The organism is Serratia sp. HMSC15F11, assembly GCF_001808215.1.
Lineage (GTDB): Bacteria > Pseudomonadota > Gammaproteobacteria > Enterobacterales > Enterobacteriaceae > Serratia > Serratia nevei.
Genome location: NZ_KV792465.1, coordinates 61,592 through 79,667, shown reverse-complemented (window position 1 = coordinate 79,667; position 18,076 = coordinate 61,592). Strand labels below are relative to the sequence as shown.

The following is an 18,076-nucleotide window of genomic DNA, read 5'->3' as shown; positions in this document are numbered from 1 at the left end:
AAAACACCGCTCATTGAGCGGTGTTTTTTTTTTCTTACTGCTCGTCGAGACGCTTCAGCCAGTCGCCGCTGGTAATCCGCGGGTAACCGTCCACGCTGTGTTTGTACAGGTAGATCCACGCACTCCCATAAGGCGTCTGAATCAGCTCGCGCTTATAGTCCTTGGTGTTGCTTTTCAGTTCGTCCAGCTCTGCCAGAATCGATGAGTTAATACGATACACCTCGCAATGTATCGTGCCCTCTCCAGGGATCGCCGCCGGGTAATGGCCCAGATTATAAATCTGATAGCCTTCGAGCTCGTGCTCGCCGAGCCATTGGGCGTTGGTCATCCAATGGCTGTTTCCCTGTTTGCGCCGTAAACTGCCGTAGACAATTATTCGCATCGCTAAAACTCAAACTGATAGAGCAAATCTAATGCCTGGTCGAGACCAGACACCGCTTCAAGATACAACTTAGGCATCAGGCGATAACGCAACGTCAGCGTGGCCAGCGAGTCGAAAATGCCCACCCCATATTTTACTTGTAAGCCTGGGAGGACATAGCCGCTCACGACAACCTGGGAATTGTCGCCAACCCCCTGAGTGTCCAGAGCCAAATTACTCACGCCGAATGCCTCGCCGATTTTACCCACAAGTTGACCACTTTGTGCAACCCCCATGCCGATTAACATCGAGGTCATGGCGTTGCCGTCGGCGCCGGAGCTGCTCAAGCCCTGGCCGCGCAGCAGATAAGACAAGGCTTCCTGCTGCGATTTGGCCGGATCGGAGAACACTTCCAGCTTCGGCGCATCTGCCAGGCCAGTCACCCGCACGCCGGCGGTCACATCGTCCTCGGTGGATTCCGGGTTACGGATCGCCTCGATATTCAGCAGCGGCTGATCCGGCGGGCCGGAGAACATCAGCTGCCCTTTACGCACGATCAAATCCTGACCATAAGCATGGAATCGGCCGGAAGGGATGTCAATCTGGCCGTTGAGGCCCAGCCCTTTCTTGTCCTGTACCACTTTCAAATCGCCCTTCAGGCGGGCCTTGAGGCCGAACGCGTCCAGCCGCACGTCGTTGCCGACGTGGATCATCAGATTGCTGTTGATCGGGATCGACGCGGTCTTAGGTTGAATCGGCTTCAGCTGGTCGTCCAGCATCACCTCGTCGGAAGAGACGCCCACCGCGCTTTCCGGCAGCTCCTGCACCGTGATGCGCGCCCAGGGAATGTCGACCTTACCGTTGAGCGAGAACAGCTGCGGCGTGGCTTCAAACACCAGATCCGGCGACACGTCGATGCGGATCATCGGCGGCACCGTCACCCGCAGCTTGTCGCCCTTGGCGGCAATGCGCGCACGCCAGGCGTTGATATCGCGCCAGTCGGCATCGCCCGCCAGATTCAGCTGGCCGCGCGTGGTGCTGAGCAACCCTTCCAGCGTCGAGGTCATGCCGTTGAAATTCACCGCCAGCCGCGCGTCGGTCATGTCGAACGGCATCCAGTGCCCCTGCACCTTCGCCCGATCCAACGCCAAGCGCCCGAACACCAGCGGCTTCTGCGCGCTGCCGCCCAGGCGCAGGTTGGCGTTCAGCATGCCCGCCGCGCTTTCGCCCTTCATCAGCGCCGGGTTGATCAGCGCCAGCGAGATGTTGGTGATATTGACGTTGCCGCTGATGGTGCGCCGCACCTGCGGATCCGCCACCTGGATATTGCCGTCAAACTGGCCGTTGTTGGTCAGTTTGATCCGCCAGTCGGCCTGCGCGCGGCCGTTGTTCAGGCCGGCGTTGAGGGTCAGCGTATCGAAGGCGATCGGCAGCGCGTTGCCCTGCACCTGCTGCACCACCTTGACGCCGTTGCCGGCCAGCGTGACTTTCGCCTCCGGCAGCGCGCCGCCCGGCTTCCAGCTGACATCAGCCCGGCCGGTGAACACGCCGCTCAGGGCGGTGTCCGGGCCGAGGAACGGCTTGATCATCGCCAGGTCGAACCGGTTGAGCACCACGCTGGCCTGGCCGCTCTGGCCGGCTTCAATGGTCTTAGGCACGCACAGCTCGGCGTTCGGGTTCTGCCAACAGTGCGGCCCGACGCTGATTTTCTGCTCGGTGTTCAGGTAGTCCAGCGCGATGGCGCGCGTCAGGCGCCATTCCCCGACCGGCGTATCGAAACGGGTGTTGTTCAGATTGCCGCGCCAGCGCTGCTGCTGACGATCGAAGCTACCCTGCAGGGCCAGCTGGCCGGAGACCGGCTTGCCGTCAATCTTCAGCTGCAGCTGGTGCTGCTTCTCGCTGCCTTTGGCGTCGAGGGTCAGCAGGCTGACCTCCAGCGCATCCTGCTTCAGCTGTTCGACGCGTACCGCTAACTGCCCCTGGATCTGATCCGTGGAGCGCACGTCGCCATCGATCTTCACGCGGTTGATGCGCAGCGCCTGCCACTGCAAGCCGGAAGCGGTCAAATCCGCCAGCAGCTGCGGCGCCTGCAGATTGCCGCGCAGCTTCAGCATCCCTTTGGCGGTGCCGCCCAGGCCCGGCAGCGCGCCGTCCAAACGCGGCGCGTCGATGTTGGCGTCCAGGTTCCAGCTCTTCTCGTCCAGCTGCCCTTTGACGTTCAGCTGGTTGCGCCCCAGCGCCAGATCGATGCCGGGGATTTTCCACTGCCCGGCGGCGTTACCGCTCAGCGTGCCGCGCGCCGTGACCTTATTCTGCTTCACGTTGCCGTCCAGCTGCAGCACCGGCACCTGCAGCTGCCAGCTGCCGCCGTGCAGGCTGCCGCGCGTGGTGATCTTGCCATCCAGCTTCGCCGGCCATTCCGGCCACTGCTTGGCGGTATTGATGCCGCTCAGCGTCAATTGCGAGGTCCAGCTGATGGCCTTGCTCCAGTCCACCAGCGCGGTAAGATCGGTATTGCCCTGCAGCGCCGCCAGCCGCAGGCGTTCCAGCTTGAACTGCTCGACGTTGCCTTTGCCGTCCAGCGTCAGCACCGCCGGCGGCAGATCCTGGCCTTTCAGATTGGCGCGCGTCGACAGCGCGTAGTCGGTCGCCTTGCCGTTAAAGCGCAGGCGGAAATCGTTGACCTGATACTGCGCCTCGCCGCTCAGCGGCCATTTCAACTGCTTGCTCTGCAACGTCAGCGCCAGCGGCAGGCCGGCTTCGGCCAGCCGGGTTTGCACATCGAGCTGGGCGCCGACCGGGCCGGACAGGTTCAGCGCCACGTTCAGCTCGTCACGCAGCCCACCGCCGATGTTCAGCTTCACCTTCTCACCTTTCAGCGGTTCGATATTCAGCGCGCTGTTGGCGGTCAGGGCCACCGGCCAGTCGCCGGTCAGGGTTGCCTGCCCCTGCACCGACAGCGTGCCCTGCGGCGACTTCACGTCGAAGTTGTCCAGCTGGATATGCTGATCCTGCGTGCTGGCCTGCAGTAACAGGCTCGTGATTAGTACGTCGGTATCGCCGGTCAAGCGCAGCTGCTCGCCGCGGATCTCTTTGACGGTGATATCCAGCGGCAGGCGGATGTCCGGCAGATCCGGCAACAGCGGTTTGGCGAACAGTTCTTTCAGCGTTTCGCCCAGCGGCTTCTCTTCCGGCTGAGGTGCCGGCTTCGCCGCGTCGGTAACCTGCTCCCCGACCTTTTTCGCCACCTCGACCGCCGGCTGCACCGCTTCCGGCAGCGGGTTTTGCGGGGTTTTCGGCAAGGCGATCAGCAGCGATCCGATCTTGGTCGGCATCAACGTCAGCGCGCGCTCTTGCCACTGCGCGCCGGTGCGGAACTCGGCCAGAGAGATGGCGGTGTCGTCGACGGTGACCTTGACGTTGTTCAACGCCAACAGGCGCAGCGTGATGGGGTAAGGCGTGCTGAGATTGGTGGTCGGCTCACTGCTCTCCTCCACCGGCGCGGAAGGTGCCATCTCTTTGGTGTTCACCGCCACGTCCACATCCTGGGCGGACAAGGCATTGACGCACAGCGAGCTGCGTTTAAAGCAGGACAGGTCAAGTGAGAGATGGAACTGCCCGGCGTTGACCGTCACGCCCGGCATCTGATATTTCACGCCCTTCAGCGTCAGATCGCGCCAGCCGCCGCTGACGCTGGCGATCTCCAGCCCCGGCACCCAGCGCGCCGCGCCGTTGATGACCATATGCAAACCGGTGGTGGTGCCTATCAGGAAGGCCAGGCCGCCGATCAGCAACAGCAGAACGACCAGAAATCCGAGACAAATCTTTTTAACCAGGCTCATAGTTCAGGCCCCAAACCGATGTAGAACTGCATCCCGTGGGTGTCCTTGTCTCCCACAGGCGCGGCGATATCCAGCTTCACCGGCCCCACCGGCGACTGCCAGCGCACGCCTACGCCGGCGCCGGTCTTGAAGTTGCTTTTCTTGATATCGTTCACCGCTTCACCGGAGTCAACGAACATCGCCCCCCACCATTTGCCGGTCACGTTGTACTGGTACTCCAGCGAACCGGTCAGCATCTTGGAGGCGCCGGTCAGCTTGCCGTCGTCATCGCGCGGCGAAATGTCTTTGTACTTGTAGCCGCGAATACTGCGGTCACCGCCGGCGAAGAAGCGCAGATCCGGCGGCACCTTGTCGAAATCGTTGGTTTCGATCCAGCCCACCTGGCCGCGCGCCACGAAACGGTGCTTGTCGGCCAGTGTGCGGATCCACACGTTCTGCGCCTGCATCAGCGCGAAGTCCACGCCGGAACCCCAGGAGGTGTCGGACACGTCGATAGAGTAGCGCTGGCTGTCGCCCCAGGTCGGCATCAGGCCACCGCGCGAGCGGGTGCGGTTGAAGCTGACGCCGGGATACAGCAGCATGGTGGTGTTGCTGACGCTACCCTGGGTAAAGTTATCCCAGCGCCAGGTCAAGTTGATCGCCCGCTGCCAGCCGCTGGAGAGATCCCAGTTGCGCGAGGCCACCACTTTGGAGGTGACGGACTTGGTGTCGTTAAGATTGACGTTCTTGAGGCCGCCCCGCAGCAGGTAATACTGCTCCAGCGGGTTCTTGAGCAGCGGGATCTTGTAGGTCAGATCCAGCTGCTGCTCCGGCGCCGACACGCTGGCGCTGGTTTCCAGGCTATGCCCGCGATCGTTGAGCCAGGGCTTTTTCCAGGTGCCTTTCACCCGCGGGCCGACGTCGGTGGAGTAACCGATACCGGTCTCGACGGTGTTGCGCGTGCGCGGCGTCACCAGCGCGTCCAACGGCAAAATCTTGTTCTCTTTGGCATCATTGAAATCAGGGGATACCACCACCGAGTTGAACCAGTTGGTGGCGGACAAACGGCGGTTCAGCTCGGCCAAATCCTCCGAACTGTAGTAATCCCCCTGATGAAAGGGCACCAGATTTTGCAGATAGTCTTCGCGGATTTGCGAGCCGGTGAATTTAACCTTGCCGAAGCGGTAACGTTCGCCGCTGTTGAAATCGATATCCCAAAACGCCTTGTGCAAATCTTCGGCCACGCCGAGCTGGCTTTTGGTCATATCGGCATCGAAATAGCCTTTGCGCAGCGCCAGGCCGGTGAGCGAGCCTTTGAAACTGTCATACTTGCCGTGGTTGAGGATCTCGCCGATGGTCGGCCGGTCCTTCTTTACCAGCGCCAGGTAGTCCTCATCGGTCTTCGCGCCGCCTTCCAGCACGATGTTGGCGCCGGCGATACGCACCGGTTCGCCCGGATTGACCTTGGCATGCAGCACCGGGCGCGACATCCCCGGCCGATCGTCCAGCGTAAATTCGATGGTCGGCTGGTAATAGCCGAGCGCGCGCAGCCCCTGGCGCACCGCCTCATCCACCCGTGCGCGGAAGCGACCGTCGGTGCCGACCTCTTCAGGCGTGATCGACGACAGGCGCACCCGAACGTTTTTTTCCAACTCTCCGCTTAACCCTTCCACCTGCAACCGCACGTTCGCTGCGTAGGCTGCAGGTGCCGCAAGCAACACAGCTATCAAGCACATGACCGGGTACTTTGGCACGTGTTCTCCTTATTGATTTTACTTTCCTGTTATGGTGTTCGCTCCGGGGCCAGGGCAGACTCCGTGCTATCATGACGGCAGCCCTCTTCAGCCTTGTTCCGGACGCCGCCCGCCGCGCTTTGCCACCGCCGCGCAACAGGCGAATTCTTCACTTTTGGCGCTCAAAATACTGCGTTAAGCTTATACATAAACCCAACTTGCCACTTATTGTGGGCAAAGACGCGGTGAGATACAACCGAACCGCCCCCATGTAGGGTCAATTCTTACTGTGACAACAGGAGTCAACCGTGGTGCCATTTTTTGATAAATCACAAACCGTCGATAAGGCAAGCGCGCTGCCTGGCCGCACCACGCCAATGCCTGTCGCAACGCTCAACGTGGTCACCGAACACTCGATGACCCAGGTGCCGGCAGGCATGGAGGTGGCGATCTTCGCCATGGGCTGTTTCTGGGGCGTCGAGCGCCTGTTCTGGCAGCAGCCGGGCGTCTACAGCACCGCCGCCGGCTACAGCGGCGGCTATACGCCAAACCCGACCTACCGCGAAGTGTGCAGCGGCCAGACCGGCCACGCCGAAGTGGTGCGCGTGGTGTTCGATCCGCAGGTCGTCAGCTACAAACAGCTGCTGCAGGTATTCTGGGAAAATCACGATCCGGCGCAGGGCATGCGCCAGGGCGGCGACGTCGGCACCCAGTACCGCTCGGCGATTTACACGCTGAGCCCGGAGCAGCAGGCCGAGGCGGAAAGCAGCCTGCAGCGCTTCCAGCAGGCGATGGACGCAGCGGGCGACAAGCGCGCCATCACTACCGAGATCGCGCCGGCGCTGCCGTTCTATTACGCGGAAGACGATCATCAGCAGTACCTGTTCAAAAACCCGGAAGGCTACTGCGGGCTGGGCGGCATCGGCGTTTGCCTGCCGCCGCAGGGCTGATCCGATGCCGGCCGGCGGCACTTTTTTAACCGCTGGCGGCCCCTGTGGGGCAACTGCTATACTATGCGGGCCGCTTCTGCGGCCCGATAGCTTCCCTTCTGGTTGTTATCGCTGCTTTTTTTACTATGTACTACCCTTCCTCAAGAGCGCCGGCATCCCGTCGGCACGTATGGATAGATTATGTTAAACAGTATTTTACTGATTCTTTTTCTGATCGCGGTGAGTGCGTTTTTCTCACTGTCGGAAATCTCTCTGGCCGCCTCGCGCAAGATCAAACTGAAGCTGATGGCAGACGAAGGCAACGTCAACGCAGCCAGAGTGCTTAAACTGCAAGAAACCCCGGGCATCTTCTTCACCGTGGTGCAGATCGGCCTGAACGCCGTGGCCATCCTCGGCGGTATCGTCGGCGACGCGGCGTTTTCCGGCACCTTCCAACAATTCTTCATTAAATTCCTGTCGCCCGAACTGGCGGAACAGGTCAGCTTCATCTGCTCCTTCGTGCTGGTGACCAGCCTGTTTATCCTGTTCGCCGATTTGACCCCGAAGCGCATCGGTATGATTGCACCAGAGACGGTCGCCGTCCGGATCATCAACCCGATGCGTTTCTCCATCATGATCTTCCGCCCGCTGGTGTGGTTCTTCAACGGCATGGCCAACCTGATCTTCCGCATGTTCAAGCTGCCGATGGTGCGTAAGGACGACATTACCTCCGACGACATCTACGCGGTGGTGGAAGCCGGTGCCCTGGCGGGCGTGCTGCGCAAGCAGGAACATGAGCTGATTGAAAACGTGTTCGAACTGGAATCGCGCACCGTGCCGTCTTCGATGACCTCGCGCGAAAGCGTGGTGTACTTCGACCTGCGCGAAAGCGAAGAGAGCATCAAGGAGAAGGTCTCGACCCATCCGCACTCCAAGTTCCTGGTGTGCGACGGCCATATCGATCAGGTGGTCGGCTACGTCGATTCCAAAGACCTGCTGAACCGCGTGCTGGGCAACCAGAGCCTGGTGCTGAGCAGCGGCGTGCAGATCCGTTCGGCGCTGATCGTGCCGGATACGCTGACGCTGTCCGAAGCGTTGGAAAGCTTCAAGACCGCCGGCGAAGACTTCGCGGTGATCCTCAATGAATATGCGTTGGTGGTAGGCATCATCACCCTTAACGACGTGATGACCACGCTGATGGGCGATCTGGTTGGCCAAGGCCAGGAAGAGCAGATCGTGGCGCGCGACGAAAGCTCATGGCTGATTGAGGGCGGCACGCCGATCGACGACGTGATGCGCGTGCTGGACATCGACGAGTTCCCGCAGGCGGGCAACTACGAGACCATCGGCGGCTTTATGATGTATATGCTGCGCAAGATCCCGAAACGCACCGACTTTGTCAAATACGCCGGCTACAAGTTCGAAGTGGTGGATATCGACAGCTACAAGATAGACCAGCTGCTGGTCACCCGGCTGAGCGACAAACCGGCGGCGGTACTGCCGAAAGCCCCGGAAGACACCCCGGCGGCTTGACGCCAGCCGGCAAAAACATCAGCGGCCCCATCGGGGCCGCATTTTTTTATCGCTGTCAGCGTAGTGTTCAGCCAAACTCGGCCTGCAACAGCAGCACCTGGCGGTTCACTTCAGACATCACGCTGAAATGGCGCTTGTCACGAATCTTCGGCGGCAGGATTTTCCCCTCGTCGAATTCAAATGCGCCCACGTCCTTGATATACAGCCTTCCGCGAAACAGGGTCTTAACGTACTTTGCCACTTTCAAAGGGTTATAACGCTGGAAGATTCTCATTCTTTTACGCTCCTCCCGTTGATCCATGCGCTCAGCGAGCCGCCAAAGGTGGCAGCCTCGAAATTCAGAACGCAACTTGATTGCATGTAGTAGACCCAGTAAAGACCAGAACGTTCACTTCTGCCCGGTGATCTACGCTGGATTTACACTTTTTGACAGAATTGTATATGATAATTTATAACGTTTTCAGTATATCCCTTCAAAATCTGATGATTAGCGAACCAAGGGAAAATCTGCGATCCGGTTAACAGGACAGACCTCTTATCACATCCTATGCTTTAGGCTGTCGAAGTGCTGTCGCACAAATTCCACTCATTACAAGGAGAAAGCATGAAAACAAGTCGCATGCTGATGGTATCCCTGCTGCTCGCCCCGCTTTTCGCTTCCGCGCACAACTTCCAGCTCCAGCAGCGCGTGTCGCCGGTCGGCGTCAGTGACAAAGGAGAGCTCAATTACGCTGACGGTAATTTTAGCTACCAGAACTGGAACAGCGCGCAGCTCAGTGGAAAAGTGCGAGTGATACAACATATTGCCGGCCGCAGCTCCGCCAAAGACATGAACGACCCACTGATTGAAGCGATCAAGAAGGCGAAGCTACCACACGATCGTTACCAAACGACGACAATCGTCAACACCGACGATGCCCTGATGGGCACCGCGATGTTCGTGCGCAGCAGCATTGAGGACAGCAAGAAGGAGTTCCCGTGGTCGCAGTTTATCGTCGACAGCGACGGCAACGTGCGCAAGGCCTGGGATCTGCAGCCGAAAGGCTCAGCTATTGTGGTGCTGGATAAGCAAGGGCGCATTCAGTTCGCCAAAGACGGCGCGCTGACGCCGGAAGAGGTGCAGCAGGTAATGTCCAAGCTGCACCAGCTGTTGGCGAACTAACTCAGAACAGCGACACCCGGAAGCCGGGGTTGAGGAAAGATTCACGCGGGGTATAGAGCAACGGCTTGCCCTGCCAATCGTGAATTTGCGCCCCGGCAGCCACCGCCACCGCATGCCCTGCGGCGGTATCCCAAATGTTGGTCGGCCCGAAGCGCGGATAGAGCTGCGCCTTGCCTTCCGCCACCAGGCAGAACTTCAGTGAGGAGCCGACGGACACGGTCTGGTGCTCACCCAGCTGCTGCAAATAGTCTTTCAGTTCGTCGTCGATATGCGAGCGGCTCACCACCACCAGCGGCGGATGCGCGTTGCTGACGCCGATCGCCTGCCGCACGCCCTTCTCTTCTTTCCAGGCCTTGCCGCGCTCCGCCAGATACAGCACGTCGATCGCCGGGGCGTACACCACCCCCATCACCGCCTGCCCGTCTTCAATCAGGGCGATATTGACCGTGAACTCACCGTTGCGGTGCAAGAACTCTTTGGTGCCGTCCAACGGATCGACCAGCCAGTAACGCGTCCAGTTGCGGCGATCTTCCCACGCCGGCGGATCTTCTTCCGACAGCAGCGGCACCTCGGGCGTCAGCGCCGCCAGGCCGCGCTTGATGATGTGATGTGCCGCCAGATCGGCCGCCGTCACCGGTGAATCATCGTTCTTCTGTGCGACATCAAGCGGTTGTTCACCGTCGTACACCGCCATGATCGCCGCCCCCGCCTCGCGGGACAGTTGGCAAATTCGCTCTAACATCATGCACCTCAACTCTGCATCTCCGTGGGAAATTTCCCCCTGTCTCTGCTAGCAGACTAGTTTTTTTTACGCCGAATATCCATCTCAACCGGCTAACCCCCGGGAATTCATCAGATCTTGTTGGGCACAACTGTGAACTTCCCCGCGTTACCTGCCGCCGTTTTCTGCCACACTTCACAGTTTGCTGTGGCAAGCAATGTTAATTACATTTCCCTCTGCGATAACACTCGAATAATGAAATGGAGAGAGCCCAAAATGATGAAGCATCCCCTGACGCTGTCCGCGCTTGCGCTGCTGGTGTGCGCCTCGGCGCAGGCGGCCACCGTCGACCTGCGCGTGCTGGAAACCACCGACCTGCACAGCAACATGATGGACTTCGATTACTACAAGGACACGCCAACCGATAAATTCGGCCTGGTGCGCACCGCCAGCCTGATCCAGCAGGCGCGCCAGCAGGCTACCAACGCGGTGTTGGTGGACAACGGCGACATCATTCAGGGCAGCCCGCTCGGCGACTACATGGCGGCCAAGGGGCTGAAACCGGGCGACGTGCATCCGGTCTATAAGGCGATGAATACGCTGGACTATGTGGTCGGCAACATCGGCAACCATGAATTCAACTACGGGCTGGACTACCTGAAAAACGCCATCGCCGGCGCCAAGTTCCCGTATATCAACGCCAACGTCATCGACGCCAAAACGCAAAAACCGCTGTTCACGCCGTACATCATCGTCGATACGCCGGTGAAAGACCGCGACGGCAAGGCGCATACGCTGCGCATCGGCTACATCGGCTTCGTGCCGCCGCAGATCCTGGTGTGGGACAAGGCTAACCTGCAGGGCAAGGTGACGGTGGACGACATCACCGCCACCGCCAAACGCTACGTGCCGGAAATGCGTAAACAGGGCGCCGATCTGGTGGTGGCGATCCCACATTCCGGGCTGTCCAGCGAGCCTTACAAGGCAATGGCGGAAAACTCGGTCTACTACCTCAGCCAGGTACCGGGCATCGACGCCATCATGTTCGGCCACGCCCATGCGGTGTTCCCGAGCAAGGACTTCGCCAACATCAAAGGCGCGGATATCGATAAGGGCCTGCTGAACGGCGTACCGGCGGTGATGCCGGGCCAATGGGGCGATCATCTCGGCGTGGTCGACCTGCAGCTCAACAACGATAGCGGTAGCTGGAAAGTGACCGCCGCCAAAGCGGAAGCACGGCCGATCTACGACAAAGAGAACAAGAAATCGCTGGCGGCGGAAGACGCCGCGCTGGTGAAGGTGTTGGCGGACGATCACAAGGGCACGCGCGAGTTCGTCAGCCAGCCGATCGGCAAATCCGACGGCAACATGTACAGCTATCTGGCGCTGGTGCAGGACGATCCGACGGTGCAGATCGTCAACAATGCGCAGAAAGCCTACGTTGAACATTACATTCAGGGCGATCCGGATCTGGCCGATCTGCCGGTGCTGTCGGCGGCGGCGCCGTTCAAGGTCGGCGGCCGCAAGAACGATCCGGCCAGCTTCGTCGAAGTGGAAAAGGGCCAACTCACCTTCCGCAACGCCGCCGATCTCTATCTCTACCCCAATACCCTGGTGGTGGTGAAGGCCAGCGGCAAAGAGGTGAAAGAGTGGCTGGAGTGCTCCGCCGGCCAGTTCAACCAGATCGACGTCAACAGCGCCAAGCCGCAGGGCTTGATCAACTGGGACGGCTTCCGCACCTATAACTTCGACGTGATCGACGGCGTCAATTACCAGATCGACGTCAGCCAGCCGGCGCGCTACGACGGTGAATGCCAGCTGATCAACGATAAGGCAGAGCGCATCAAGCAGTTGACCTTCAACGGCAAGCCGATCGATCCGAACGCCACCTTCCTGATCGCCACCAACAACTACCGCGCCTACGGCGGCAAATTTGCCGGCACCGGCGACAAACACATCGCCTTCGCTTCGCCGGATGAGAACCGTTCAGTGCTGGCGGCCTACATCAGCACCGAAACCCAGCGACACGGCGCGGTGCATCCGCAGGCGGACAACAACTGGCGTTTGGCGACCTTCAGCAGCCAGCAGCCGCTGGATATCCGCTTCGAGACCTCGCCGTCGGACAAAGCGACGGCGTTTATCAAGGAGCACGCTCAATATCCGATGACCGCCGAGGGCAATGACCGCATCGGCTTCGCGGTGTATCGCATCGATCTCAGCGCGAAATAATCACCCGGCCGGGGCCTCACCCCGGCCACCTTCTCTTCGATTTTCCCGCTGGTGCGCCCTTTAAATTGCATTTAAAATGCATGTTATAAGATTCCTTCGTTTAAAGAGGCACTACCATGGATTACCGCAATCAATCCCTTGGCGCGCTCGCTATCGCCATTCCCCGTGCATCCCGTCTGTTTCGCCAGCATCAGCTGGATTTCTGCTGCGGCGGCCGGCAATCGCTGGCACACGCCGCCGAGCGCAGAAGGTTAGATATCGACAGGCTGGAAAACGAACTGGCCGCCCTGGCCGCCACGCCGGAGCCAAGCCGGGACTGGCGCACAGCGCCGCTCGGTGAGGTGATCGACTACATTCTGCCACGCTTTCATCAGCGGCACCGCGAGCAGCTGGCAGAACTGGTGCTGATGGCGGAAAAGGTCGAACGCGTGCACGGCGACAAGCCCAGCTGCCCGCGCGGGTTGGCGAAGCAGCTGAACCGGATCCGCCTGGATCTGGAGAATCACATGATGAAAGAGGAACAGATCCTGTTCCCGCTGATCAAACAGGGCATGGGGCCGCAGGCCGCCGGACCGATCTCGGTGATGGAGCATGAACATGACGAGGCGGGTGAGCAGTTGGAAGTGGTGAAGTTCCTCACCGATAACGTCACGCCGCCGGAGGGCGCCTGCACCACCTGGCGAGCGCTGTACACCGGCATCGACGAGTTCATCGGCGATCTGATGGAGCACATCAGCCTGGAAAACAACCTGCTGTTCCCGCGCGCGCTGCGCGGCGCATAAAATAAGGGCGCCACGAAGGCGCCCAGAGCAATCCTCGGTGGGATTACAGGATTTCCAGCAGCTCGACGTCGAACACCAGCGCGCTGAACGGCGGGATGGACGCGCCAGCGCCACGCTCGCCATAGGCCAGGTTGTGCGGGATATACAGCTGCCATTTGGAGCCGACCGGCATCAGGGTCAGCGCTTCGATCCAGCCTGGGATCACGCCGCTGACCGGGAATTCTGCCGGCTGGCCGCGCTCAACCGAGCTGTCGAACACATCGCCGTTGATCAGACGACCGGTGTAGTGCACACGCACGCGATCCTGACGGGACGGGATCGGGCCGTTGCCCTGCTCCAGCACGGAGAACTGCAGGCCGGACTCGGTCAGCGTCACGTCGTCGCGCTTGGCGTTGTCGTCCAGGAATTTCTGGCCTTCAACGGCCATCGCCTGCTGGCGCTCGCGGCGCACCGCGTCCGCACGCTCGTGGATTTCACGCAGCGCACGGTGCACCACGTCTACCGGAACCGCCGGGGCATTCCCTTCCAGCGCGTCACGCAGACCCGCCAGCAAAGCTTCCGGTTGCAAACCTTCCAGCCCGGACTCTTGCAGCTGCTGGCCGACCTGTAAACCAATCCCGTAACTTGCTTGCGCTTCAACGCTGTCAAAAGAAGGGGTTGTCATGGGGTTTTCCTTAAGTCTGTAAAAAGTCGAAAGCGCAGCATAACAGCGCGTCAATGTCGGGTAAAATCTTGTGTGGAGAATGATGACTTTTGTCGTAGAAAAAGAAACAATAATCTTCTGTTAACGCCCGCAGCCGCAAACCGCGGCTCTGCCGCTCAGCTGCCTTTCGCTTCAATCAGTTAGCGGACTATACTGAAAGCAGGATATCGGGCAGGCGAGGCGCTGCCGCGCCGCGCTAATTACTACGCCGTCGAAGAGAGGTCACCATGGGCAGAATCGCGCCCAGGAGAAGGAAAACCACCCGCATCTACCAGCCGCTGCTGCGCACCTGGCTGAATGTCAGACAGCGCCTGAAACCGGGCGCCGCACCCACGTCTGAAGGCGCGGAACCGCCATCGGAGCCACCGCCGGCCAACGACAAAATGCAGCAGGTCAAAGCGCTGCTGGCCAAAGTCTGGCATCTGCCGGACGGTTTCCATTGGATGGAGCCGCTGCCCTACTTCCACCGCCGCTGGGTGCTGATCTTCGGCATCATCCTGCTGCTGGCCCTGCTGTGGCCGTACTCGCCCGAAAGACAGCCGTTCCCGGTTTCCCAGCAGGAAACCAGCGTGCCGCTGCAGGCCGATCTGCAAAACGGCGGCACCACGTCTGCCAACGAACCAACGCCGGCGGGCAACTGGCAGCGTTATCAGATCCAGCCCGGCCAGACCCTGGCCCAGCTGTTTCGCGACAACAATCTGCCGGTGAATGAAGTGTTCGCCATGGCGCAGGTGGAAGGCGGCGACAAGCCGCTGAGCAACATGAAAGCCGGCCAGGAAGTGCGCATCGAACGCGACGCCAACGGCGTGATTAACGCGCTGTCGGTCACCACGGTGGACAACAGCCAGGCGCTGTTCCGCCGCCAGGCCGACGGCAGCTACCGCCGGGAACGCTAATCCCTACAGCTGCGCCAGCAAAAACTCGCGCAGCACCACGCCCTGGTTGTGCTCGGTATCTTTGCTGCCATACAGCAGCGTCAGCGTTTGCCCCTGCCGTAACAGCGCCACCAGCGGCTGCCAGGCGTCGTTGGCCGCCAGCTGTTGGCGGTAACGCGCCTCGAAGACCGCCCACTGGTCGGTATGCTGATGGAACCACTTGCGCAGTTCGTCATCCGGCGCCACCTGTTTCAGCCACTGCACGCCCGTCAGCCGCTCCTTGCTGATGCCGCGCGGCCATAGCCTGTCTATCAGATAACAGTGTTCCGGCGCCGGCGCGCTGAAATCATAAACCCGCTGTAGCGTAATCTTTGCCATCGCACGCTCTCCTTTTCATCCCGTCTTCAAGCGTAGCGCGTTTTGCCGGGCGCAGAAAAGCAAAACGCCAGCGCGAGGCTGGCGTTTTAACCGGGTTAACAGCAGCGTAAATTACGCTTCTGCAACCACAACTACATTCAGCTGTGCGAACACGTCGCTGTGTACCTGGAAGTGCACTTCGTGCTCGCCAGTGGTACGCAGAACGCCGTTCGGCAGACGAACTTCACTCTTGGCAACTTCAACGCCTGCCGCAGTCACTGCGTCAGCGATGTCGCGGGTGCCGATAGAGCCGAACAGTTTACCTTCGTCGCCAGATTTGGAAGCGATGGTGACTGAACCCAGTTCGTTGATCTTGGTTGCGCGAGCTTCAGCAGCAGCCAGAACGTCAGCCAGTTTGGCTTCCAGTTCAGCACGGCGTGCTTCGAAGAACTCAACGTTTTTCTTGGTAGCAGGAACAGCTTTGCCCTGTGGTACCAGGAAGTTACGAGCGTAGCCCGCTTTAACGTTAACTTGATCACCCAGGCTGCCCAGGTTTGCTACTTTATCAAGCAGAATAACTTGCATTACCTTATCCTCTCAAAGTCGTTAATGGACAGTGGCCGATTACTGATGACGATCAGTGTACGGCAACAAAGACAGGTAGCGCGCGCGCTTGATAGCACGGGCCAGCTGGCGCTGATATTTTGCACGAGTACCGGTGATACGGCTCGGTACAATTTTACCACTTTCGGTGATGTAGTTTTTCAGCGTAGCGATGTCTTTATAGTCAATCTCTTGAACGCCTTCCGCGGTGAAACGGCAGAACTTGCGACGACGGAAATAACGTGCCATTTGGCTAGTCTCCAGAATCTATCAATTCAATCTGCTCGGCATGCAGAACCAATTTGCTCAGCCCGTTGCGCCCTTGATGGCAGCTTACAAAGCCTTGCACGGTAATCTGACTGCCGACCGTTAATCTTTGAGTTAGTGCTTGTGACTGTTGTCCGCTGACAACCACGGGCATTCGGCACCATGCTTGTCTGCTGAATCCGGCTTCCGTCTGCTGCGAACGGTGCTCTAGCACAAATTGGCAGTGCGGTATCCCGGAAGGACTCACTTTTCGAACCGGCGCCTTGCACACAGTGCCCGACAAAACCAGACGATTAGCCGTCACGGCGGCAATTACTCTTCAGAATCCCCAGCATCTGCATCATCTGCGGTTTCGTTAGCGAAGTCTTCGCGGCGATCGCCACGACGTTCGTCTTTCGCTTTAACCATCGGAGATGCTTCAGTTACCGCGTGCTTAACGCGCATAACCATGCTGCGGATAACGGCGTCGTTGAAGCGGAAGTTAGTTTCCAGCTCATCGATCGCTTCCTGCGGCGCTTCAACGTTCAGCAGAACGTAGTGAGCTTTGTGCAGTTTGTTGATCGGATAAGCCAGCTGACGGCGGCCCCAGTCTTCCAGACGGTGAATCTGACCTTGCGCGTTAGTGATGGTAGCACTGTAACGCTCGATCATGCCCGGAACCTGTTCGCTTTGGTCAGGATGGACCATAAAAACGATTTCGTAATGACGCATCGAATTGCTCCTTACGGATTATTCAGCCTCCTGTCAGGGTCAACCGCGGCCCATGGAAGCAAGGAACGTGTTTAGTGTGCGGCTGAAAAATGACGCGTAATCATACTGACGCAGGGCGGGAAACTCAAGGACTGCGTGGGTTTTATTCGCGTTAATGCGAGGCGCTATGGGAAATAGCACGATTTGCTCGTGGGAGAACCTATGTACGCCGATCCATCGGTTTCAAAAATCTTTCAATGAAATCAGCGCTGAGTCACAAATCTATTTCACTTTTTTTGAAAAAGGTCATCAAAAGCCCCCGCTTTTTAATCCGCCACAACGGACTAAAATTAACCATATCCGCCGCAGACAGCGCGACGAAAGAGATTTCAGGTTATTCAATGCAGATAAATGACTTTTTGCCGCAGCGACATTCGCTGTCAGGCCGTAACGGCAAAGGGTTAAGAGAGGCACTATGAAACGCATCATTCTCGCAACGGCGCTGGCCGCCCTGTTTTCCGCCAACCTAATGGCCGCAACGGAGATCACCTCGCACCAGGCCGATCAACGCCAGAGCGTCGGCTTCGTCACCCTGAACCAGAACGTGGTTTCGCCGGATGACGCCAGCAGCCAGGTCAGCAAAATCGCCGATCAACGCGGCGCAAGCTCTTATCGCATCATCGCCCTGCACGAACCGGGCGACAACAGCACGATGCACGTCAGCGCCGAGCTGTACCGCTAAAAGCGCACGCCACGCCAGGGAAATCCCCAGGGCTTCATCAGAAAGCCCGTTCAGTCCGTACCGGAGCGCCGCCCGTTGGGCGCTCCGCTTCCCTCATCAGAGTTTGAGCAGCACCGGCATGCTGAACGCCTTGCCCGGATTATGTAATTGCAGCGCCATCTGCAGATAATTTGTCCGCGTTTGCAACAGCTCGGCGCTGCCCGTCAGGGTCGCCCGCTGCTCGAACGAGAGCGTATCGGCCGTTGCGGCGTGAGTGGCTGCCGCTTTCGGCGCGGAGGCAAACAGCGCCGTCATGTTATGCACCGTCTGCGCGGTGATGCGCGACAGCGGATTCGCCTGGTTTTGCCGCGCCTTGCCGTCGGCGGCCCCCAACATCTCGCTGAAGGCCGCTGAGTTAAGCTCAGCGCGCGCTTTCATCGTTCCCATTAAACCGGCCGTACTGCCGATGCTTTTTATCATGCCCTCTGCTCCTTGTTGCCCTGAAAGAATTCACGCTGACATTCTCCCCTTCATTCGGCCAAACGATGGCCGAAACAGCAGGCACAGAGCGGTGCAATTCCAGGCATCG

At 59.4% G+C, this 18,076-nt stretch carries 20 protein-coding genes; 8 read left to right on the top strand and 12 right to left on the bottom strand.

Annotated features, from left to right (window positions below):
* Positions 1 to 34: 34 nt before the first annotated feature.
* The 3 genes from HMPREF3138_RS13865 to HMPREF3138_RS13855 are packed head-to-tail and all read right to left on the bottom strand — an operon-like array spanning position 35 to position 5,918.
* Positions 35 to 382 carry a gamma-glutamylcyclotransferase family protein gene (locus HMPREF3138_RS13865; RefSeq protein WP_033648686.1) on the bottom strand — a complete coding sequence of 116 codons (348 nt, stop codon included), beginning with the start codon at positions 380 to 382 and terminating at the stop codon, positions 35 to 37.
* 2 nt (positions 383 to 384) lie between these two features.
* Complete coding sequence (locus tag HMPREF3138_RS13860; protein WP_038879156.1) at positions 385 to 4,203, bottom strand: autotransporter assembly complex protein TamB; 3,819 nt, start codon at positions 4,201 to 4,203, stop codon at positions 385 to 387.
* Positions 4,200 to 5,918, bottom strand: coding sequence for an autotransporter assembly complex protein TamA (locus HMPREF3138_RS13855; protein ID WP_260453049.1), 1,719 nt, complete (start codon positions 5,916 to 5,918; stop codon positions 4,200 to 4,202). The genes HMPREF3138_RS13860 and HMPREF3138_RS13855 overlap by 4 nt, the downstream gene beginning before the upstream one ends.
* A gap of 305 nt (positions 5,919 to 6,223) precedes the next feature.
* Here HMPREF3138_RS13855 and msrA point away from each other — a divergent pair, with 305 nt between their 5' ends.
* Positions 6,224 to 6,865, top strand: coding sequence for a peptide-methionine (S)-S-oxide reductase MsrA (gene msrA / locus HMPREF3138_RS13850; protein ID WP_038879162.1), 642 nt, complete (start codon positions 6,224 to 6,226; stop codon positions 6,863 to 6,865).
* Between the two features lie 180 nt (positions 6,866 to 7,045).
* Entirely contained in the window at positions 7,046 to 8,377 is a 1,332-nt protein-coding gene (locus HMPREF3138_RS13845; protein WP_038879165.1) for a polyamine export protein PaeA, read from the top strand.
* 67 nt (positions 8,378 to 8,444) lie between these two features.
* Here the strand turns inward: HMPREF3138_RS13845 and HMPREF3138_RS13840 are convergent, their stop codons facing one another.
* Positions 8,445 to 8,651 (bottom strand): DUF1107 domain-containing protein, encoded by a 207-nt coding sequence (locus HMPREF3138_RS13840; protein ID WP_019453363.1) that lies wholly within the window; start codon positions 8,649 to 8,651, stop codon positions 8,445 to 8,447.
* Positions 8,652 to 8,981: 330 nt separating this feature from the next.
* On the opposite strand from HMPREF3138_RS13840, the gene HMPREF3138_RS13835 reads away from it, so the two are divergent.
* Entirely contained in the window at positions 8,982 to 9,539 is a 558-nt protein-coding gene (locus HMPREF3138_RS13835) for a YtfJ family protein (protein ID WP_038879169.1), read from the top strand.
* A 1-nt stretch (position 9,540) separates the two neighbouring features.
* Here the strand turns inward: HMPREF3138_RS13835 and cysQ are convergent, their stop codons facing one another.
* Positions 9,541 to 10,281 (bottom strand): 3'(2'),5'-bisphosphate nucleotidase CysQ, encoded by a 741-nt coding sequence (gene cysQ, locus HMPREF3138_RS13830; RefSeq protein WP_038879767.1) that lies wholly within the window; start codon positions 10,279 to 10,281, stop codon positions 9,541 to 9,543.
* A 255-nt stretch (positions 10,282 to 10,536) separates the two neighbouring features.
* On the opposite strand from cysQ, the gene HMPREF3138_RS13825 reads away from it, so the two are divergent.
* Both HMPREF3138_RS13825 and ytfE read left to right on the top strand, forming a co-directional pair.
* The gene (locus HMPREF3138_RS13825; protein ID WP_038879172.1) at positions 10,537 to 12,489 is read left to right on the top strand and encodes a bifunctional 2',3'-cyclic-nucleotide 2'-phosphodiesterase/3'-nucleotidase; all 1,953 of its coding nucleotides are present in this window, start codon (positions 10,537 to 10,539) and stop codon (positions 12,487 to 12,489) included.
* A gap of 116 nt (positions 12,490 to 12,605) precedes the next feature.
* Complete coding sequence (ytfE, locus tag HMPREF3138_RS13820; protein WP_038879175.1) at positions 12,606 to 13,271, top strand: iron-sulfur cluster repair protein YtfE; 666 nt, start codon at positions 12,606 to 12,608, stop codon at positions 13,269 to 13,271.
* A 43-nt stretch (positions 13,272 to 13,314) separates the two neighbouring features.
* On the opposite strand, the gene fklB is transcribed toward ytfE, so the two are convergent.
* Positions 13,315 to 13,935 carry a BamJ family beta-barrel-assembly machinery protein gene (gene fklB / locus HMPREF3138_RS13815; RefSeq protein WP_004933618.1) on the bottom strand — a complete coding sequence of 207 codons (621 nt, stop codon included), beginning with the start codon at positions 13,933 to 13,935 and terminating at the stop codon, positions 13,315 to 13,317.
* Between the two features lie 266 nt (positions 13,936 to 14,201).
* On the opposite strand from fklB, the gene HMPREF3138_RS13810 reads away from it, so the two are divergent.
* Entirely contained in the window at positions 14,202 to 14,870 is a 669-nt protein-coding gene (locus HMPREF3138_RS13810) for an OapA family protein (protein WP_038879178.1), read from the top strand.
* Between the two features lie 3 nt (positions 14,871 to 14,873).
* On the opposite strand, the gene HMPREF3138_RS13805 is transcribed toward HMPREF3138_RS13810, so the two are convergent.
* The 5 genes from HMPREF3138_RS13805 to rpsF form a co-directional block, all read right to left on the bottom strand.
* A complete protein-coding gene (locus HMPREF3138_RS13805) occupies positions 14,874 to 15,227 on the bottom strand; it encodes a DUF488 domain-containing protein (protein ID WP_038879181.1) in 354 nt (117 codons plus the stop codon).
* 111 nt (positions 15,228 to 15,338) lie between these two features.
* Positions 15,339 to 15,791: a 50S ribosomal protein L9 gene (gene rplI, locus HMPREF3138_RS13800; RefSeq protein WP_004933629.1), complete on the bottom strand. Its 453-nt coding sequence runs from the start codon at positions 15,789 to 15,791 to the stop codon at positions 15,339 to 15,341.
* Positions 15,792 to 15,830: 39 nt separating this feature from the next.
* Positions 15,831 to 16,058, bottom strand: a complete 228-nt coding sequence (rpsR, locus tag HMPREF3138_RS13795; RefSeq protein ID WP_000135199.1) for a 30S ribosomal protein S18 — start codon at positions 16,056 to 16,058, stop codon at positions 15,831 to 15,833.
* Between the two features lie 4 nt (positions 16,059 to 16,062).
* Positions 16,063 to 16,380, bottom strand: a complete 318-nt coding sequence (gene priB, locus HMPREF3138_RS25580) for a primosomal replication protein N (protein ID WP_004933632.1) — start codon at positions 16,378 to 16,380, stop codon at positions 16,063 to 16,065.
* Positions 16,381 to 16,388: 8 nt separating this feature from the next.
* Positions 16,389 to 16,787 (bottom strand): 30S ribosomal protein S6, encoded by a 399-nt coding sequence (gene rpsF, locus HMPREF3138_RS13790; protein ID WP_004933634.1) that lies wholly within the window; start codon positions 16,785 to 16,787, stop codon positions 16,389 to 16,391.
* A 236-nt stretch (positions 16,788 to 17,023) separates the two neighbouring features.
* On the opposite strand from rpsF, the gene HMPREF3138_RS26355 reads away from it, so the two are divergent.
* Positions 17,024 to 17,245, top strand: coding sequence for a hypothetical protein (locus HMPREF3138_RS26355; RefSeq protein WP_139145153.1), 222 nt, complete (start codon positions 17,024 to 17,026; stop codon positions 17,243 to 17,245).
* Positions 17,242 to 17,508 (top strand): YdgH/BhsA/McbA family protein, encoded by a 267-nt coding sequence (locus HMPREF3138_RS13785; RefSeq protein ID WP_038879189.1) that lies wholly within the window; start codon positions 17,242 to 17,244, stop codon positions 17,506 to 17,508. The genes HMPREF3138_RS26355 and HMPREF3138_RS13785 overlap by 4 nt, the downstream gene beginning before the upstream one ends.
* Before the next feature lie 96 nt (positions 17,509 to 17,604).
* On the opposite strand, the gene HMPREF3138_RS13780 is transcribed toward HMPREF3138_RS13785, so the two are convergent.
* Positions 17,605 to 17,967, bottom strand: coding sequence for a hypothetical protein (locus tag HMPREF3138_RS13780; RefSeq protein ID WP_038879194.1), 363 nt, complete (start codon positions 17,965 to 17,967; stop codon positions 17,605 to 17,607).
* Between the last annotated feature and the right edge of the window lie 109 nt (positions 17,968 to 18,076).

Excerpts from the sequence above, each read along its gene's own strand:
- ytfE (WP_038879175.1), top strand. The coding sequence starts at position 12,606 with ATGGATTACCGCAATCAATCCCTTGGCGCGCTCGCTATCGCCATTCCC.
- HMPREF3138_RS13805 (WP_038879181.1), bottom strand. The coding sequence starts at position 15,227 with ATGGCAAAGATTACGCTACAGCGGGTTTATGATTTCAGCGCGCCGGCG.
- HMPREF3138_RS13855 (WP_260453049.1), bottom strand. The coding sequence starts at position 5,918 with ATGTGCTTGATAGCTGTGTTGCTTGCGGCACCTGCAGCCTACGCAGCG.
- HMPREF3138_RS13780 (WP_038879194.1), bottom strand. The coding sequence starts at position 17,967 with ATGATAAAAAGCATCGGCAGTACGGCCGGTTTAATGGGAACGATGAAA.
- HMPREF3138_RS13845 (WP_038879165.1), top strand. The coding sequence starts at position 7,046 with ATGTTAAACAGTATTTTACTGATTCTTTTTCTGATCGCGGTGAGTGCG.
- HMPREF3138_RS13865 (WP_033648686.1), bottom strand. The coding sequence starts at position 382 with ATGCGAATAATTGTCTACGGCAGTTTACGGCGCAAACAGGGAAACAGC.
- rpsF (WP_004933634.1), bottom strand. The coding sequence starts at position 16,787 with ATGCGTCATTACGAAATCGTTTTTATGGTCCATCCTGACCAAAGCGAA.
- HMPREF3138_RS13810 (WP_038879178.1), top strand. The coding sequence starts at position 14,202 with ATGGGCAGAATCGCGCCCAGGAGAAGGAAAACCACCCGCATCTACCAG.
- HMPREF3138_RS13860 (WP_038879156.1), bottom strand. The coding sequence starts at position 4,203 with ATGAGCCTGGTTAAAAAGATTTGTCTCGGATTTCTGGTCGTTCTGCTG.
- cysQ (WP_038879767.1), bottom strand. The coding sequence starts at position 10,281 with ATGTTAGAGCGAATTTGCCAACTGTCCCGCGAGGCGGGGGCGGCGATC.
- HMPREF3138_RS13835 (WP_038879169.1), top strand. The coding sequence starts at position 8,982 with ATGAAAACAAGTCGCATGCTGATGGTATCCCTGCTGCTCGCCCCGCTT.
- fklB (WP_004933618.1), bottom strand. The coding sequence starts at position 13,935 with ATGACAACCCCTTCTTTTGACAGCGTTGAAGCGCAAGCAAGTTACGGG.
- HMPREF3138_RS13840 (WP_019453363.1), bottom strand. The coding sequence starts at position 8,651 with ATGAGAATCTTCCAGCGTTATAACCCTTTGAAAGTGGCAAAGTACGTT.
- HMPREF3138_RS13825 (WP_038879172.1), top strand. The coding sequence starts at position 10,537 with ATGATGAAGCATCCCCTGACGCTGTCCGCGCTTGCGCTGCTGGTGTGC.
- HMPREF3138_RS26355 (WP_139145153.1), top strand. The coding sequence starts at position 17,024 with ATGAAATCAGCGCTGAGTCACAAATCTATTTCACTTTTTTTGAAAAAG.
- rplI (WP_004933629.1), bottom strand. The coding sequence starts at position 15,791 with ATGCAAGTTATTCTGCTTGATAAAGTAGCAAACCTGGGCAGCCTGGGT.
- rpsR (WP_000135199.1), bottom strand. The coding sequence starts at position 16,058 with ATGGCACGTTATTTCCGTCGTCGCAAGTTCTGCCGTTTCACCGCGGAA.
- HMPREF3138_RS13785 (WP_038879189.1), top strand. The coding sequence starts at position 17,242 with ATGAAACGCATCATTCTCGCAACGGCGCTGGCCGCCCTGTTTTCCGCC.